Source organism: Demequina sp. (genome assembly GCF_049841215.1).
Classification (GTDB): Bacteria; Actinomycetota; Actinomycetes; order Actinomycetales; family Demequinaceae; genus Demequina.
In genome coordinates this window covers 37,540-53,897 of the sequence record NZ_JASGEO010000005.1, presented here as the reverse complement: position 1 = coordinate 53,897, position 16,358 = coordinate 37,540, and the positions used below count along the sequence as shown (strand labels likewise).

Below are 16,358 nucleotides of genomic sequence, written 5' to 3'. Positions count from 1 at the left end.
GATATCCTGCCACTCATCTGGGCTGCCGGGTGCCGCTTAGCGTCATCCACTCAAACGCCCGGGCGTACTGCGCGGCGAGTAGCGTCTCATCGTGCCTGTCAATCGCGCCACCCGCCCGCAACGGGGCCACGAGGAGTGTGGAACCCCAGTCAGCCACGGCGTCGCCGAGCCTGCCATCCGCGGCCTCCGCGGCGTCGGCCAGCACGATCGCCGGGCAGAACTCGGGCGCCAAGGCGCGCACGGCGAGCACCTCGTCTGCGCGATGCATGCCGCGGGTTTCGATGTCCTCGTCCGAGATATTCAGGGTGAGTACCGCTCGCGGCGACGCCACCCCGAGAGCCTTGCGAACGTCGGGCACAAGGAAGTGCGTGAGCACCGATGTGTACCAACTGCCCGGGCCAAGCACCACGACGTCAGCCGTTGCTATGGCCTCGAGCGTTGCGGCCGGAACTCGCGGGTTGGTGGGCTGCAGGGAAAGGTCAACGATGCTCCCGCCAGCCGACGCCACGGCGACCTGACCGGTAACGGTGCGCTCCCCGTCGGGCCCAGCGACGCGAGCGGTGATCTCCACCGGCTCCTCGCACACGGGAAGCACGCGCCCCTGCGCGCGCAGAAGCCGCGCCACCCAATCGAGGCCGCCGACGACGTCCCCCGTGTGCTCCCACAACGCCGTGATGAGCAGGTTGCCCACCGCGTGGCCGTCCAGTGGACCGTCTGATGCGAACCGGGACTGCAAGACATCCCGCCAGGTAGTGCCCCAATCGGTGTCCTCACACAGCGCACTTAGCGCCATCCGCAGGTCCCCAGGCGGGACCACGCCGAACTCCTCGCGCAACCTGCCGGAAGATCCCCCGTCGTCGGCGACGGTGACGATCGCCGTGAGCGTTTCGGTGACCGGACGGAGCGCTCGGAGGCTCGCGTAGAGACCATGCCCGCCACCCAGCGCCGCGACGTGCGGAAGGCCCATCAGCGCTCCCTGTCGCGATGCGTCACGCGCACCGGGCGCCCGTGCTCCCTCAGACTCACGGCGAGCGCCTCGGCAATGGCAACGGAACGGTGCTTCCCGCCCGTGCATCCCACCGCAATGGTGACGGAGTGCTTGTCGTGGGCCCGGTAGTGACTGAGCACCGAGTCGAGCAACTTGGCGTAATCCGCGACAAACTCCGCGGCCCCCTCCGAGGCCAGGACGTAGTCACGGACCGCTGGGTCGAGGCCCGTGAGTGGCCGCAGATCCGGAACCCAGTGAGGGTTGTGCAAGAAGCGCACATCAGCCACGAAGTCCGCATCGGCGGGCAGCCCGTTCTTGAAGCCAAACGTCACGATGTTGACCGTGAGGGGGATGTCCTCCTCCCCCAGTTGCGCGGTAATCACGTCGCGGAGTTCGTGCACGTTCAGCGAACTGGTGTCGATGACCGTGTCCGCGCGCTCCCTCACCGCGTCCAGCAGTGCGCGCTCTCGCGTGATCCCTTCGAGGATGGTCCCGTCCTTCTGGAGGGGGTGTGGGCGGCGGGCCTCCTCGAACCGCTGGACGAGCGTCTCGTCTGAGGCATCGAGGAAAATGAGCTTCACGGGCACGCCACGCGCCTCGAGGTCGTCGATGACCGCCTCGATGTCGCCAAAGAGCCCCCTCGCCCGCACGTCCACCACGGCGGCAAGGCGGTCATCCGCGCTGGAGCCGACCATCTGCACCAATCCGCCGAGCATCTGTGGTGGCAGGTTATCGACCACATACCAGCCCTGATCGGCCAATGCGGCGGCCGCGCGTGTGCGTCCTGCTCCGGACATTCCGGTGAGAATCACCACTTCTGCGGCGGCATCGGGAGCGTCGAAATCGGGACGTGGGATGCCCGAGGGATACGTGACTGGGGGGACCTCGTCCGTCATGTCTCCAGCATGCCAGGTGTTCCGTTGTCTTCAACAGCGCCGTGCAGCGCTGAGAAGATGCTGCGCGCGGTGCCGGCGCCGATGCCTGGGACGAGCGCCAACTGCTCCACGGATGCCGCCTTGACCTGCGCGAGCGATCCGAAGTGGGTGATCAGGGCCTTCGCGCGCGTGGGACCAACTCCGGGAAGTTCATCGACCGCGGACGCCTTCATCGCCTTGGTGCGCTTCTTGCGGTGTTTCGAGATCGCGAATCGGTGCGCCTCGTCGCGTACCCGCTGCAGCAAGAAAAGGGCCTCCGAGCCACGCGGCAAGATCACCGGGAACTCATCGCCCGGCACCCACACCTCTTCGAGGCGCTTCGCAAGGCCCACCACGTTGACATCGCGAATCCCCAGGTCGTCGAGCACCTCTTGGGCCGCCTTTGCCTGCGGCAAGGCGCCGTCGATCACGATGAGCTGGGGAGGGTACGCGAACTTCGCCGATTCGCGTTCGTCTAGTGGGAGCGCTGACTCCTCGAGGTAGCGCGTGAACCTCCTGCGGATCACCTCGCGCATCGCACTCAGATCGTCGAGGCCGTCCGCGATCGAGAACTGGCGGTAGTGGGCCTTCTTGGGAAGCGCGTCCTCGAACACCACCATCGACCCCACCTGGTTGGTGCCCTGGATATGGGAAATGTCGTAGCACTCGATGCGTAGCGGCGCTTGGGGCAGGTTGAGGCCCTCCTGCAACTCTTGCAAGGCCGCAGAGCGCGCCGTGAGGTCTGAGGCCCTGCGCATGCGGTGCTGCTGCAACACCTCTTGAGCGTTGCGCCTGCCAAGCGCGGCGAGCTCCGCCTTCTTGCCGCGTTGGGCCGTCTTGACCTCAACCCGCGCTCCCCTGACCCCCGTGAGCCACTCGCCAACTCCCGAGCCAATCGCCACGGGCACGATGATCTCCGTGGGAATGTCGGCCGCGTCGGCATCCGCGTACGCCTCTTGCAACAACTGCTCGGTGAGCTCTGCGGTGGTCAACGGATCGGGCTTCTCCACCACCCAGCCGCGTTGGCCCGCGATGCGGCCGTCGCGCACCACGAAAACATGCGCCGCGGCCTCCATCTCTTCGTCAACAACCGTGAAGACATCGGCGTCGCTGCCCGCGCCGAGCACCACGGCGTTGCGTTCCAGGACGGACCGCAACGCGGTGAGTCGGTCTCTGGCGCGCGCCGCGGATTCAAAGTCCTCCCGCTCAGCAGCCGACGTCATCTGCTCCGTGACGTCCCTGATGATGCCTTTGGCGTCGCCCGCGAGCACCTCGCACACGCGCTCCGCGAGCTGCCGGTGATCCTGTTCGGAGATGCGTCCCACGCACGGCGCCGCACACTTTCCGATGTACCCAAGCAGGCACGGGCGTCCCTGCTTCTCCGCCTTCTTGAACGTCGCGGGCGAGCACGTGCGCATGGGGAGTGCGCTGACGAGCGTGTCCACCGTCTCGCGGATGGCCCACGCGCGCGCGTATGGGCCGAAGTACCGCACGCCGGGCTTGCGTTCTCCGCGCATCACGAGCATGCGGGGGAACTTCTCGTTCATGGTCACCGCAAGGTACGGGTACGACTTGTCGTCCTTGAAGACCACGTTGAACCGGGGGTCGTAGCGCTTGATCCACGTGTGCTCAAGAATCAGCGCCTCAACCTCGTTGCGCACGACGGTCCACTCGACCGACGCCGCGGTGGTCACCATAAGGCGCGTGCGTGGGTGCAGCGACGTGAGGGGCTGGAAATAGTTCTGCAGGCGTTGGCGCAGGTTCACCGCCTTGCCCACGTACACAACCCTGCCCGACGGGTCGCGGAACCTATACACGCCAGGCTGGGTGGGAATGGTCCCCGGCTTGGGGCGGTAGTCGGCCGGGTGGGTCACGTCGCCAGCCTACGCGCGGGGCACGACGCCATTGGCGTCACCCTGCGCGAAGTCGCAGGGTCCCGCGATCCCCTGCGCGGCCGCAGAATGACCGACCCCGCCTACGCCGCGGCCGTATCGTCGAGCAGTTCCGCGAGGAACTTGCCCGTGTGACTCTTTGCGTTAGCCGCAACATCCTCTGGGGTGCCCTCCGCGACCACGAGCCCCCCGCCAGAGCCACCCTCGGGCCCCATGTCCACCACCCAGTCGGCCGACTTGATGACGTCGAGGTTGTGTTCGATGACGATGACCGTGTTGCCCTTCTCCACAAGCCCTTGAAGCACGCCCAAGAGCTTGCGCACGTCTTCAAAGTGCAATCCCGTTGTGGGTTCGTCGAGCACGTAGATGGTGCGGCCCGTAGAACGACGCTGCAGCTCGGACGCGAGTTTGACGCGTTGCGCCTCACCACCCGAGAGGGTAGGCGCCGGCTGACCAAGCCGCACATAGCCGAGCCCCACGTCAACGAGGGTGCTGAGATGGCGCGAGATCGCGGGGATGGCCTCAAAGAAGACCGCGGCTTCCGAGATCGGCATGTCAAGCACATCCGCAACGTTCTTGCCCTTGAAGTGCACCTCAAGCGTCTCGCGGTTGTACCGCGCGCCCTTGCACACCTCACACGGCACATAGACATCGGGCAAGAAGTTCATCTCGATCTTGAGCGTGCCATCACCGGAGCACGCCTCGCAGCGCCCGCCCTTCACGTTGAACGAGAACCGGCCCGGTCCGTAGCCGCGCACCTTGGCCTCGTTGGTCTCTGAAAAGAGCTTGCGGATGCGGTCCCACACCCCCGTGTAGGTGGCCGGGTTTGAGCGCGGCGTGCGCCCAATGGGCCCCTGATCCACGTGCACGATCTTGTCGAGGTGCTCGGTGCCAGTGATGCGCGAGTGGCGTCCGGGCACCTGTCGTGCTCCGTTGAGCGTTTTCGCGAGGGAGGTGTAGAGGATCGAGTTCACGAGCGTCGACTTGCCGGAACCGGAGACGCCCGTCACCGCCGTGAGCACCCCAAGGGGGAACTCCACGTCGATGTCTTGCAGGTTGTTCTCGCGAGCCCCCACCACGGTCAAGGTCTTGTCGGCATCCACAGCCCGCCGCGCGTCGGGAAGCGCGATCTCGCGCTTCCCAGAAACGTACAGACCCGTGAGCGACTTGTCGTTCTTGAGGAGCGCCTCAACCGAACCGGAGTGCACCACTTCGCCACCGTGTTCGCCCGCACCGGGACCGATGTCGACAACCCAGTCGGCGGTGCGGATGGTGTCCTCGTCGTGCTCCACCACGATGAGGGTGTTGCCGAGGTCGCGAAGCCTCGTCAGAGTCTCGATGAGGCGACGGTTGTCTCGCTGGTGCAGGCCGATGCTTGGCTCGTCGAGCACATAGAGCACGCCGACGAGTCCGGATCCGATCTGAGTGGCGAGACGAATGCGCTGGGCCTCACCGCCAGAGAGCGTGGCCGCGGCCCTCGACATCGTCAGGTAGTCAAGACCAACGTCAAGCAGGAACCCGAGCCGGGCGTCGATCTCCTTGAGCACCTGAACGGCGATGTGCCGCCCGCGTTCGTCGAGCTCGGCGCCTACGAGGAACTCCCGCGCATCGCGAATCGAGAGGTTGCACACCTCAGCGATCGACTTGCCTCCCACCGTGACCGCGAGCACCTCTGGCTTGAGGCGAGTGCCGTCGCAACGCGGGCACGGGATCTCCCGCATATACGCCTCATACTTTTCGCGGCTCCACTCCGACTCCGTCTGTCCATGGAGGCGCTCGATCCACGTGATCGCTCCCTCAAAGCCGGTGGTGTACTGACGCTCACGCCCGTACCGGTTCTTGAAGCGCACATGCACTTGATAGTTGTTGCCGTACAGCACGGCCTTCTTCGCTTCGGCGCTGATCTCGCGCCACGGAGCGTGCATGTCGAAGCCCACCTCATGCGACAGAGCCTCAAGCGTGCGACTGAAGTAGTCAGACGACACTCCCGCCCACGGCGCGACGGCTCCCTGAGCAAGGCTCAGTTCGGCATCCGGTACCACGAGATCGGGATCCACCTCGAGCTTCACGCCGATTCCCGTACATTCCGGGCATGCGCCATACGGAGCGTTGAAGGAGAAAGTGCGCGGCTCCATCTCTTCCAAGGTGAGCACATGGTCGTTGGGGCATGCGCGCTTCTCGCTATAGCGTCGGGCAGGAGCGTCATCGTCGACGGGATCGATGACGACCAAGCCGTCGGCAATGCGCAGTGCGGTCTCCACCGAATCGGTGAGGCGCTGCCTGATCCCATCGCGCGCTACGAGGCGATCCACGACCACCTCGATGTCGTGCTTGAGCTTCTTCTCGAGTTGCGGGGCCTCGCTGAGCTGGATGGTCTCGCCGTCCACGCGGGCCCGAGCGAAGCCCTGCGACTGCAGGTCCTCGAAGAGATCCTGGTACTCGCCCTTGCGGCCGCGCACCACCGGCGCGAGCACCTGGTAACGAGTGCCCTCAGGGAGCGCGAGCACCGAATCGACGATCTGTTGCGGCGTCTGCGAGCGGATTTCTTCCCCACACACCGGACAGTGCTGAATGCCAACACGCGCGTACAGCAGGCGCAAGTAGTCGTAGACCTCGGTGATGGTGCCCACCGTGGACCGCGGGTTGCGGTTCGTGGACTTCTGGTCGATGGAGACCGCGGGCGAGAGCCCCTCGATGAAATCCACGTCTGGCTTGTCCATCTGGCCGAGGAACTGGCGCGCATACGCGCTCAGCGACTCCACATACCGCCGCTGCCCCTCCGCAAAGATGGTGTCGAACGCGAGCGACGACTTGCCAGAGCCGCTGAGACCACTGAAGACAATCAGCGCATCGCGCGGGAGGTCGAGGTCGATGCCTTTGAGGTTATGCTCGCGCGCGCCGCGGACGATCAGCCGGTCATTCACACGGCAATGCTACGTGGAAAATCGTTCGAACGCATGTTCGAATCGCCGAACGTTGCGCTCAGGCGTCGAGCGTTCCACCGATAGCGGACATCAGTTTCTCCATCACTCCCCGTGCCTTCGCGTAGTCGACGAGGCTTGTGCTCATGGTGTCGAACGTGAGCCGGGTGTGCGTGCCCACGTCTTGCAGGGTCACGATCACATCGGATCCCCACGACCATGCCGACATGCTCTTGGAGTAATGCCTACGCTCCATGGTCGAGGACGGCCCCACCGTCCAGCCTTGCTCCATCGCGATGGCGTCAAGCGTTGGCCACACCTCGGCAAATGGCCGTGGAACCCAGCCAGCGTAGCGCGCCATGATGTGCTCCTAGATCTCGTACTTCTCGCCCTTGGAGGCACCCCGTGTGGCGACGAGGCTAGCGATCGCCGCCGTGCCGATGACCACCACGATCACCACGAGCGAGACCCAGGTTGGCATCTCTGGGATCGCGTGGATCGGCTCTCCGCCATGGATGAAGGGCAGCTGGTTCTCGCGCAATGCCTCAAGAATGAGCTTGACGCCGATGAAACCCAGAATGACCGCGAGGCCATACGAGAGGTACACGAGTCGCGTCAGCAGTCCCTGCACCACGAAGAACAATTGGCGCAGGCCCATCAGCGCGAAGGCGTTCGCGGTGAACACGATGTAGGGGTCTTGGGTGAGACCGAAGATTGCCGGGATCGAGTCCAGCGCAAACAACACGTCCGTAGTGCCGATCGCGATCATCACGATGAGCATCGGCGTGATGAGCCGCTTGCCGTTCTCGCGCACCCACAGCGCCGCTCCCCGGTACCCGTCCGTCGAGGGGAACACCCTGCGCACCCATCGGGTGACGCGATTTTCCTCGTACTCCACGTCGCCCTCCTCTGCGCCGCCCTCGCGGGCAACGGAGAAGGCCGTCCAGATGAGGAAGATGCCAAAGAGGTAGAACACCCACGTAAACGCCGCGAGCGCGGCCGCTCCCACCGCGATGAATACACCTCGCAGCACGAGCGCGATCGCCACTCCCACGAGCAGCACGCGCTGGCGATACAGCGTTGGCACGGCGAATCGGGTGAGAATCACCAGGAACACGAAGAGGTTGTCGACGCTGAGCGACCACTCGGTGATGTAGCCGGCGAAGAACTCCGTGGCCTTTTGGGCCGAGTTCCACGCGATCATGCTGAGGCCAAAGAGCACAGCGAGCGAGATGTAGAACAGCGTCCACCTCGTGGACTCGCGGAAGGTCGGCTCGTGGGGGTTGCGCACCACCACGTAGAAGTCAAAGACGAACAGACCAACAATGGCGGCGACCGTGATCACCCAGACGGCCGTCGATTCCACCGTCTCATCCTAGGGGTCGGCTACTGCGCTCCAAGCATCTGCCGCAGTTCCTTCTTCAGTTCCCCAATTTCGTCCCTGAGCCGCGCCGCCAACTCAAACTGGAGTTCGGCGGCCGCGCCGCGCATCTGAGCGGACAGGTCCTCGATGAGCTGCGTGAGCTCGTCTGCAGGGCGATCCGCCATAGGTGTGCGGGCGCCCGACGGCGTGGGCGCCTTCTTCGCATCCTTGAGGGTGGCCGCGGTGTCGGCTTCCTCGCGCGCAAGCATCTCGGTGATGTCGCCGATGCGCTTGCGCAAGGGCGTGGGGTCGATGCCGTTCGCGGTGTTGAACGCGATCTGCAGGTCACGACGGCGGTTGGTCTCGTCGATGGCGGACTTCATGGAGTCGGTAATGGTGTCCGCATACATGTGCACCTCGCCCGACACGTTGCGAGCCGCGCGACCAATGGTCTGGATAAGCGACGTGCCGGAGCGCAAGAAGCCCTCCTTGTCCGCATCGAGGATGCTCACCAGAGACACCTCTGGCAGGTCGAGTCCCTCACGCAACAGGTTGATACCAACCAGGACGTCGAACCGTCCCATGCGCAGCTCTCGCAGCAACTCCACGCGGCGCAGAGTGTCCACGTCCGAGTGCAGATACTCCACTCGCACGCCCCGCTCTGCCAGGTAATCGGTGAGATCTTCTGCCATCTTCTTGGTGAGCGTGGTCACGAGCACGCGCTCGTCGCGTTCAACGCGAAGGCGCACTTGCTCCAGGAGGTCGTCGATCTGACCCTCCGTGGGCTTCACCACCACGAGCGGGTCTACAAGCCCGGTGGGCCGAATGATCTGCTGAACCACGCCGTCGGCCCGTTCGAGTTCGTACTGACCGGGCGTCGCGGACAGATACACGGTCTGCCCGATGCGGTCTTGGAACTCCTCCCACTTGAGCGGGCGGTTGTCGAGAGCAGAGGGCAGACGGAAGCCGTGATCTACCAGGGTCCTCTTCCGTGACTGGTCACCGTGGTACATCGCGCCAATCTGGGGAACCGTCACGTGGGACTCGTCGATGACGAGCAGGAAGTCGTCGGGGAAGTAATCGAGGAGCGTGTGGGGAGGCGTTCCGGTCTCTCGCTGCTCGATGTGCCGCGAATAGTTTTCGATGCCGGAGCACGTGCCAACTGAACGCATCATCTCGAGATCAAAGGTGGTGCGCATCTTCAGCCGCTGCGCCTCAAGGAGCTTGCCCTGCCCCTCGAGTTCGATGAGGCGTTCGCCAAGCTCTTGCTCAATGGTGGCGATGGCCCTGTTCATGCGCTGCTCGCTCGCCACATAGTGCGACGCGGGGAAGATGTGGACCTGCTCACGGCGCTCTACGACGTCCCCCGTGAGCGGATGCAGCGAGTACAGCGCCTCGATGTCGTCACCAAAGAACTCAATGCGGATTGCCAGTTCCTCGTAGACGGGAATGATCTCCACAGTGTCTCCGCGCACGCGGAACGTGCCGCGCGTGAACGCGAGGTCATTGCGCGAATACTGCATCTGCACAAACTCGCGAAGGAGGGAGTCCCTATCCAGGGTGTCGCCTACGGCGAGCGTGACCATACCGTTGATGTACTCCTCCGGAGTGCCAAGGCCGTAGATGCAACTCACGGACGACACCACAACGACATCGCGCCTCGTCAACAGCGAGTTAGTGGCCGAATAGCGCAAGCGCTCCACCTCTTCGTTGATGGACGAGTCCTTCTCGATGTAGGTGTCCGTCTGCGGCACATAGGCCTCTGGCTGGTAGTAGTCGTAATAGCTCACGAAGTACTCGACGGCATTGTTGGGAAGCAACTCGTGGAACTCATTGGTGAGCTGCGCGGCAAGCGTCTTGTTGTGCGCCATGACAAGCGTTGGCCGCTGTAGCCGCTCAACGAGCCACGCGGTAGTCGCCGACTTTCCGGTACCAGTGGCGCCAAGGAGCACCACGTTCTTCTCCCCCGCCTCGATGCGCGCAGCGAGGTCGTCGATCGCGGCCGGCTGGTCGCCAGAGGGCTTGTACTCCGAGATGACCTGAAAGGGGTTCTCGGCGCGACGCAGGTCAAAGGACATGCCTCAACCGTACGCGGTGGCACTGACACGGCCCACCCTGGGTCAGTGAGGCACGCGCTCCAGCCAGAACGCATCGACCTGCGCCGCAAGATGCTCCGGCTCGCCAGAGCCGTCGAGCACCACATCTGCGATCGCCGCGCGAGCCTCATCCGTTGCCTGCGCCGCGATGCGCGCAGCCGCATCCGCTGGCGTCATGCCTCGCGAAGCCACGAGCCTCTCCACCCGCACCTCCGCGGGCGCCGCAATGGTCACTACCAGGTCAAAGTCTCCGCCTTGGCCCGTCTCCTGAAGCAGCGGAATGTCGTGCACCACCACGTCCACGCCATCGAGCCGAGCCTGCCGATCCGCCGCAAGACCCGCCGCCAACACATAAGGGTGCACGATGTCATTGAGCCGCTGACGTTCCGCATCGCTCGCAAACACCACCTTCGCCAGCGCCGCCCTATCCAGCTGACCATCAACGAGCACGCGGTCCCCGAATGCCGCGACAATGTCAACGAGCGCCGCGGACCCCGGTTCCACCACGCGCCTCGCCAGCACGTCGTGATCGATCACGCGCGCGCCAAGCAGCTCAAACCGCCGCGCGGCCGTGGACTTGCCCGCGCCAATTCCCCCCGTAAGGCCGATTCTCAGCATGCTGGGAATCTTCACACGGCCCGACGGCCTGGGCAAGTTACGTACGCAAGCCGCCCCAGCGTCGGGCATAGCAAAGGGCCCGCCACCATGTGGTGACGGGCCCCGATGCTTGGAACAGGCTTAGTTGCCGGTGAGCTTCTCGCGCAGAGCGGCGAGGCGCTCGTCGGACGCGAGAGTGCCCTCGGACGCCTCGTCGTCGTGCGAGGAGTACGAGGTGGCCGAAGCGCCCTCGCCCTTGCCCGCACGCTTCTTGGCGGCCGGAGCGGCAGCCTCTGCCTCGGCGGCAGCGGCGTCCTGCTTGGCAACGAATGCCTTGTGGGCTTCCCAGCGCTCGTGAGCCTTGGCGTAGTCCGCCTCCCAGGCCTCGCGCTCGGCGTCGAAGCCCTCGCGCCATTCCTGGGTCTCGGCGTCGAAGCCCTCGGGGTACTTGTAGTTGCCCTGAGCGTCGTACTCGGCCGTCATGCCGTACAGCGCGGGGTCGAAGTCCTCGCCGTTGGGGTCAACGCCCTCGTTCGCCTGCTTGATGGACAGCGAGATGCGGCGACGCTCGAGGTCGATGTCGATGATCTTGACGAAGACCTCTTCATCGGCGGAAACGACCTGCTCGGGCAGCTCGACGTGGCGCACGGACAGTTCGGAGATGTGCACGAGGCCCTCGATGCCCTCGAAGACGCGAACAAACGCGCCGAAGGGAACGAGCTTGGTGACCTTGCCGGGCACAATCTGGCCGATCGCGTGGGTGCGTGCGTACACGGCCCACGGGTCTTCCTGCGTGGCCTTGAGCGACAGCGAAACGCGCTCGCGGTCCATGTCGATCTCGAGCACCTCGACCTCGACCTCCTGGCCCACGTTGACAACCTCGGTGGGGTGGTCGATGTGCTTCCACGACAGCTCAGACACGTGCACGAGGCCGTCAACGCCGCCGAGGTCAACGAACGCACCGAAGTTGACGATCGAGGACACGACACCCTTGCGGACCTGGCCGGGAGCCAGCGCGGTGAGGAACGTGGAACGCACCTCGGACTGGGTCTGCTCGAGGAACGCACGGCGCGACAGGACCACGTTGTTGCGGTTCTTGTCGAGCTCGATGATCTTCGCCTCGATCTGCTGACCGATGTAGGGGCCGAGGTCGCGAACGCGACGCATCTCGACGAGCGAGGCGGGGAGGAAGCCACGGAGGCCGATGTCCACGATGAGGCCGCCCTTGACGACCTCGATGACCGTACCCGAGACGATGCCGTCCTCTTCCTTCACCTTCTCGATCGAGCCCCAGGCACGCTCGTACTGAGCACGCTTCTTGGAGAGGATGAGGCGGCCTTCCTTGTCCTCCTTGGTGAGAACGAGGGCCTCGATGGTGTCGCCGACGTTGACAACCTCGTCGGGGTCAGCGTCGTGGCGGATGGACAGCTCGCGGGCGGGGATGACGCCCTCGGTCTTGTAGCCGATGTCGAGGAGAACCTCGTCACGGTCGACCTTGACGATGACGCCTTCCACAAGGTCGCCGTCGTCGAAGTTCTTGATCGTTGCGTCAATCGCGGCGAGGAAGTCTTCGCTCGAGCCGATGTCGTTGACAGCAATCTGGGTGGTCTCGGGGGTGGATACGGACATTAAGGAGTAGCTCCGATGGATGGTTTGGTGAATCGTATGGATATGGAATGACCTCCAGGCGCGCAAAGGCGCAACAGGCCATCGAAAATCATACCTTGTGCGGGTACCTACGCACAATGTCACCGAGCGTGCGGACCGAACGGACGGTCCTCAACCTCGGCGTTCCGTCAGATTCCGTGGCTTCGCGGACTCCAACGGAACGGCGAGGGTGCGGTCCGTCGTTTCCCGTGGCGTTGAGCGCCCGCCAAACCGCAGGCCCGACGCTGGCTACAGATCGCGTGCAGTGGCCAGGAGCTCTTCGGGCACCCACTTGGTCTTGCCCATCATCTCTTCGAAGGGCATGAGCACCACTTGGTCGCCCTGCAGCGCCGTGAACTTGCCGCCCGCGCCCGCGACGATGCCATCGATTGCGGCCACGCCGAAACGCGTGGCAAGTAGGCGGTCAGCGGCGGTGGGGATGCCGCCACGCTGGACGTAGCCGAGCACCGTGAGCCGCGTGGGGAAGCCCGTTGCCTCTTCAATCGCCTTCGTCACCTCGTGACCGATGGAACCGGCGATGGGATTGCCCTTCTCGTCGATCGTGGCCTTGCCGGTCCAGTGCGAGCCTTCCGCGGGAATCGCCCCCTCGGCAACGGCGACGATCGAGAAGTTCTTGTAGCGGTGACGGTGCTTAATCTTCTTGGAAATCACGTCAATATCGAACGGCTCTTCTGGGGCCAGGATGATGTCCGCACCGCCCGCGATACCAGCCGTGACGGAGATCCAGCCAGAGTGCCGGCCCATGAGTTCCACCACCATCACGCGGTTGTGGGATTCGGCGGTGGAGTGCAAGCGGTCAATGGCCTCCGTGGCGATTGTCACGGCAGTGTCGAACCCGATGGCGGCGTCCGTGCCGACCACGTCGTTGTCGATGGTCTTGGGGATGCCGATCACGGGCAGCCCCGTGGCCTGGGAGACCTTTCCCGCGGCCTTGAGCGTGCCGTCGCCGCCGATGCAGATGAATCCATCGAGTTTCTCGTTCTCGGCGGTCTCCTTGACCGCGTCCATGCCACCAGGAACCTTGTGCGGGTGGCACCGCGCGGTGCCGAGCATGGTGCCGCCGGCCACCAGGATTCCGGACACGTCGTTGCGCGACAACGGGATGGCGTCGCCGTTGATGACGCCTTCCCAACCGTTCTTAAATCCGACGATTGAACAGCCGTGCTCCGCCGTACCCCGCTTGACCACCGCGCGAATCGCCGCGTTGAGCCCGGGGCAGTCCCCGCCGCCAGTGAGGATGCCGATGCGCATGTGCCTGCCTTTAGTGTCCAGCGGTGCGCCAGTTGGCACCGATTCCTACGTTCACATCGAGCGGCACGGAGAGCTGTGCTGCGCCGCTCATCTCGTCCCTGAGAATGGCCTCCACCGCCTCCCGTTCACCGGGCGCGGCCTCGACCACGAGTTCATCATGCACCTGCAAGACCTGCCGTGACGAGAGGCCTTCGTCCCGAATCCGGGCGTCGACGGCCAACATAGCGCGTTTGATGAGGTCCGCCGCACTTCCCTGGATGGGCGCGTTGAGCGCAACACGTTCCGCGATCTCACGTCGCTGACGATTGGTGGAGGTCAGATCCGGCATGTAGCGGCGCCTACCGAAGATGGTCTCGGTGTAGCCGACCGACGCCGCCTTCTTGACGGAGGCGCGCAAGTAGTCGCGCACGCCGCCGAAGCGCTCGAAGTACTCATCCATGAGCTTCTGCGCTGCTGGCACATCGAGCGACAGCTGCTTCGACAGCCCAAACGCGGACAGCCCGTACGCGAGTCCGTAGGACATCGCCTTGACGTGGGAGCGCATCGTTGGCGTGACGTCCGCCGGTTCGACGCCATACACGCGCGAGCCCACGAAGCGGTGCAGGTCCTCGCCTGACCTAAACGCCTCGATGAGCGCCTCATCGCCGCTCAAGTGCGCCATGATGCGCATCTCAATCTGCGAGTAGTCCGCCGTGACGAGCGTCTCAAAACCCTCGCCAACGACGAAGGCCTCACGAAGGCGGTGCCCCTCTTCGGTGCGGATGGGGATGTTCTGCAGGTTCGGGTCCTTGGAACTGAGACGCCCGGTAGACGCAACTACCTGGGAGAACGTGGTGTGGATGCGCCCGTCGGAACGAACGGATTGAGCCAACGTCTCGATGATCTGACCCAGCTTTGCCGCGTCTCGGTGCGCAAGTAGCGCCGCAAGGAAGGGGTGCTGCGTCTTCTCGAACAACTCGGAGAGAGCCGCGGCGTCCGTGGTGTAGCCCGTCTTGATCTTCTTGGTCTTTGGCATTCCGAGCCGCTCGAACAGCACCTCCTGCAGCTGCTTGGGACTGCCAAGATTCACGCGGTCGCCATCCAGGGCGGCGTAAGCATCCTCCGCCGCGCGATCGGCGCGCGAGCGCGCCTCTTCCGCCAAGAGTTTGAGGTGGTCGGCGTCCACCGCCATTCCCGCGGCCTCCATGCCCGCAAGCACCGCCACGAGTGGCAATTCAAGGTCCCCGTAGAGCTCGATCATCCCGCGCTCTTCAACCTCGGGCTCGAGCACCTCAGCAAGCGCCCACACGGTTGCCGCGCCACGGGCCGCGCGCTCGGCATGGGGCGTGCCGAGGCCAAGATCGAGCTCACCGGAGTCGCCGCCCGTCTCGAGCGTCACGCCAAGGTAGCGCTGCACAATCGACTCGACGTCGAAACCGCGCTGATCTGGATTGACGAGGAACGCCGCGATCTGGGTATCGCCAACGACCCCAGCCAGTTCGTAGCCGCGCGCAGCGAGCGCGTGCCACGCGTCCTTCGAGGCGTGCAGCACCTTAGGAACCGCGTCGTTGGCAAGCCACGCGCCGAGAGCGGCGTCCTGATCTGGCGTGAGATCCGCCAGATCCAAGCCAAACGCAACCCCAGGCGCCCCCGCCACGCCAATCGCCCACGCGTCAGCATCGGGCCCTTGCCTGCCCTCCACGTGGATGGCGCACCGGCATGCCTGGGCGACGATGCCGTCGAGCGCGCCGTCCGTGATGATGTCCAGCTCTACTGCCTGCTCCGCAGGAGTCTCCGCGGCGCCAGAGGCGAACGGAAGCAACTTGTCTCGCAAGGTGCGGAACTGCAGCGCGTCACAGACTGCGTGAATCGCGGCAGCATCGCCGCCCTCGTACTCAAGCCCCTCGACGGGCACGGTCACGTCGAGGTCGGTGAGCAAGTGGTTGAGCTCGCGGTTAAGCCGCACCTGATCGATGTGGGCGCGCAGGCTCTCCCCCGCTTTGCCAGGCACGTCATCCGCGGCGTCGAGGATCTGCGGGAGCCCTCCGTACGTTGCGACCCACTTCGCGGCCGTCTTGGGCCCGACGCCGGGGACGCCTGGAAGGTTGTCGCTCGTCTCCCCCACAAGAGCGGCGAGATCCGGGTATTGCTCTGGCCGCACCTCGTACTTCTCGAAGACGGCATCCGGCGTGTAGTGGACAAGGTCGGAGACGCCCTTGCGGGGATACAGGAGCGTGACGGTGTCCGTCACGAGTTGGATTGTGTCCCTGTCCCCTGAGACAACGAGCACCTCCATGCCCGCCTCTCGGCCAAGCCGCGCGTACGTGGCGAGCAGGTCATCTGCCTCGTAATTTGGCTTGTCCACGGCGGCGACGCCCAGAGCGGCAAGCACTTCCCTGATGAGCGGCACTTGGGGCTCGAAGTCCGGAGGCGTGGCGTCCCTTGTGCCCTTGTACGACGGCAGCTTCTCCGTGCGGAACGTGCCGCCTGGAAGATCGAACGCGACGGCGATGTGCGTTGGCTGATGGTCACGCATGAGGGTGGACAACATGGTGGTGAAGCCGTAGACCGCATTGGTGGCCGTGCCATTGGGAGTGGTGAAGTTCTCCACTGGCAAGCCAAAGAACGCCCTGAAGGCCATTGACAGGCCGTCAACCAGCAGGAGTTTGCCTTTGGTGGTTTCGCTCAC

General features: G+C 64.7%; 11 protein-coding genes. All 11 read right to left on the bottom strand.

Annotation, left to right across the window (positions count from 1 at the left end):
- Positions 1-13: 13 nt before the first annotated feature.
- The gene (locus QM618_RS01075) at positions 14-967 is read right to left on the bottom strand and encodes a gluconeogenesis factor YvcK family protein (protein ID WP_428093630.1); all 954 of its coding nucleotides are present in this window, start codon (positions 965-967) and stop codon (positions 14-16) included.
- Complete coding sequence (gene rapZ / locus QM618_RS01070) at positions 967-1,884, bottom strand: RNase adapter RapZ (protein WP_428093627.1); 918 nt, start codon at positions 1,882-1,884, stop codon at positions 967-969. Before rapZ ends, QM618_RS01075 begins: the two co-directional genes overlap by 1 nt.
- Positions 1,881-3,776 carry an excinuclease ABC subunit UvrC gene (uvrC, locus tag QM618_RS01065; RefSeq protein WP_428093624.1) on the bottom strand — a complete coding sequence of 632 codons (1,896 nt, stop codon included), beginning with the start codon at positions 3,774-3,776 and terminating at the stop codon, positions 1,881-1,883. The genes rapZ and uvrC overlap by 4 nt, the downstream gene beginning before the upstream one ends.
- 101 nt (positions 3,777-3,877) lie before the next feature.
- Positions 3,878-6,718, bottom strand: a complete 2,841-nt coding sequence (gene uvrA, locus QM618_RS01060; protein ID WP_428093621.1) for an excinuclease ABC subunit UvrA — start codon at positions 6,716-6,718, stop codon at positions 3,878-3,880.
- Positions 6,719-6,776: 58 nt separating this feature from the next.
- Positions 6,777-7,076 carry a hypothetical protein gene (locus tag QM618_RS01055; protein ID WP_428093618.1) on the bottom strand — a complete coding sequence of 100 codons (300 nt, stop codon included), beginning with the start codon at positions 7,074-7,076 and terminating at the stop codon, positions 6,777-6,779.
- Positions 7,077-7,085: 9 nt separating this feature from the next.
- Positions 7,086-8,081: a TerC family protein gene (locus QM618_RS01050; RefSeq protein ID WP_428093615.1), complete on the bottom strand. Its 996-nt coding sequence runs from the start codon at positions 8,079-8,081 to the stop codon at positions 7,086-7,088.
- A gap of 20 nt (positions 8,082-8,101) precedes the next feature.
- Positions 8,102-10,156, bottom strand: coding sequence for an excinuclease ABC subunit UvrB (uvrB, locus tag QM618_RS01045; RefSeq protein ID WP_428093612.1), 2,055 nt, complete (start codon positions 10,154-10,156; stop codon positions 8,102-8,104).
- A gap of 42 nt (positions 10,157-10,198) precedes the next feature.
- A complete protein-coding gene (gene coaE, locus QM618_RS01040; protein WP_428093609.1) occupies positions 10,199-10,792 on the bottom strand; it encodes a dephospho-CoA kinase in 594 nt (197 codons plus the stop codon).
- Positions 10,793-10,912: 120 nt separating this feature from the next.
- Positions 10,913-12,400, bottom strand: coding sequence for a 30S ribosomal protein S1 (rpsA, locus tag QM618_RS01035; protein ID WP_428093606.1), 1,488 nt, complete (start codon positions 12,398-12,400; stop codon positions 10,913-10,915).
- Between the two features lie 267 nt (positions 12,401-12,667).
- Positions 12,668-13,690: a 6-phosphofructokinase gene (locus QM618_RS01030; protein ID WP_428093603.1), complete on the bottom strand. Its 1,023-nt coding sequence runs from the start codon at positions 13,688-13,690 to the stop codon at positions 12,668-12,670.
- 10 nt (positions 13,691-13,700) lie between these two features.
- The gene (gene polA / locus QM618_RS01025; protein WP_428093600.1) at positions 13,701-16,358 is read right to left on the bottom strand and encodes a DNA polymerase I; all 2,658 of its coding nucleotides are present in this window, start codon (positions 16,356-16,358) and stop codon (positions 13,701-13,703) included.